General features: G+C 37.5%; 2 protein-coding genes. Both read right to left on the reverse strand.

Going from position 1 to position 1645, the window contains the following annotated elements:
- Positions 1–17 precede the first annotated feature (17 nt).
- Positions 18–449, reverse strand: coding sequence for a threonine/serine exporter family protein (locus V7266_RS24895; RefSeq protein ID WP_335471886.1), 432 nt, complete (start codon positions 447–449; stop codon positions 18–20).
- Between the two features lie 17 nt (positions 450–466).
- Positions 467–1228: a threonine/serine exporter family protein gene (locus V7266_RS24900; RefSeq protein WP_335471888.1), complete on the reverse strand. Its 762-nt coding sequence runs from the start codon at positions 1226–1228 to the stop codon at positions 467–469.
- Positions 1229–1645 lie beyond the last annotated feature (417 nt).

Below are 1645 nucleotides of genomic sequence, written 5' to 3' on the forward strand. Positions count from 1 at the left end.
AACCGTCCCCATGCTTCCTACTGTTTAATTTTTTTAGCAATCTGATTGATAACTTCAGAAAAAACTAATCCAAAGGCAATTGAACCTGCCAGCATGAGCACTCTTGCTGCGAGAGCAATCGCATCATTATAGTTATTTTCTACAATATTTCTCATCGAATCATACGCCAGACCACCAGGGACTAATGGAATAATACCGGCAACACTAAAAATAATCACCGGCATCTTATAGATCTTCGCCATTTTTTGGCTGAGAACTGCTATAAAAATGGTTGCAGCCAATGTGGCTAATATTGGATCATGATTATAACCTTCGAGTAGAAAGTAAATTAACCATCCGCCCATACCGATTAAGCCGCATTTTATTAAAGATTCTTTTGGCGCATTAAATAGTATCCCAAATGCTGCTGTAGCCAGGAAACTGGTAATAGCCTGCGAAAGAATATCCATTCTTGTTCACCACCACGCTATAAAAATGATAATACAAACGCAATTCCTGCCCCAATCGCAAACGCCGTTAGAAAAGCTTCAGCCCCTTTTGACAGACCTGAAACCAAATGCCCCGCCATTAAATCACGGATGGCATTGGTCACTAACAGCCCAGGCACCAATGTCATGACCGAACCAATGATAATCGTATCTAATTTATGCCCCAAACCGATCCTAACAAATAATAATGATAATAACCCGATTACAAATGAAGCTAAAAACTCTGAAAAGAACTTAATCGGAACAAAGCGATGAAAAGCTATAAAGCTTACATACCCTGCTCCACCAGATATCATAGCAGGGATAAAATCATTCCAGCCTCCGTTAAACATGATCATAAAACAACCACTGGCTATTGAGGCTGCTGCTACTTGGTATCGCATTGGAAAAGTAACATCAAGATCTTCAATATCCTTTAATTTGTTCAAGGATTCGGTCAAGTCCAATTCCCCGCTGCTAATACTCCGAGAAATACTATTCACCATCGCTACCTTTTTCAAATCGGTAGACCGTTCTGATATTCGAATAAGTTTAGTTTTAGTTGGTTCCGATCCTTCTGCTGAGAAAATGATTCCCGTTGGAGTGACATAACTATGTGATTTTTCAATCCCAAAGGAAGCTGCGATCCGCATCATGGTATCTTCTACGCGATAGGTTTCCCCGCCGCTTTGAAGCATGATCTTCCCTGCTAGCAAGCAAACCTCCATGATTTCATATGTCTGTTCAACCTTTTTATCCATCTATTCTCACCACATGTTTCAACATTTACAATCAGTTTAAAGAAAATAAGTGTTCCATGCAATCTGCCCAAAAGTAACAAGCAGCCTTATCATTAGGCTGGCTGTTAGATTATTGTTTCTAAATTTTCATAAACACTAAATTCAAGATTACCATTACCACATTAAGGTAAGCAAGTGTTGTTTTTTTAGTCAAAAGTAAAGCAACAACAGGCAATTCAAAAACGATTAGTTCTAAGAAAAGAAAAGGAATTCCACTAATATGGAATCTTTGGCGGGTTATTCCTTCAATCGCACATATATATTTCATTTTGAACAAAAAATGAAGATAGTTAATCTTTAGTAATATCTCAAATGCGTTTTTAATTCAGTTATAAAGTCAAAAAGGTTTCAAAACAATAATTATTTCAGGTACAATTA

Source organism: Neobacillus drentensis, from assembly GCF_036965645.1.
Classification (GTDB): domain Bacteria; phylum Bacillota; class Bacilli; order Bacillales; family Cytobacillaceae; genus Neobacillus; species Neobacillus drentensis_D.

Excerpts from the sequence above, each read along its gene's own strand:
- V7266_RS24895 (WP_335471886.1), bottom strand. The coding sequence starts at position 449 with ATGGATATTCTTTCGCAGGCTATTACCAGTTTCCTGGCTACAGCAGCA.
- V7266_RS24900 (WP_335471888.1), bottom strand. The coding sequence starts at position 1,228 with ATGGATAAAAAGGTTGAACAGACATATGAAATCATGGAGGTTTGCTTG.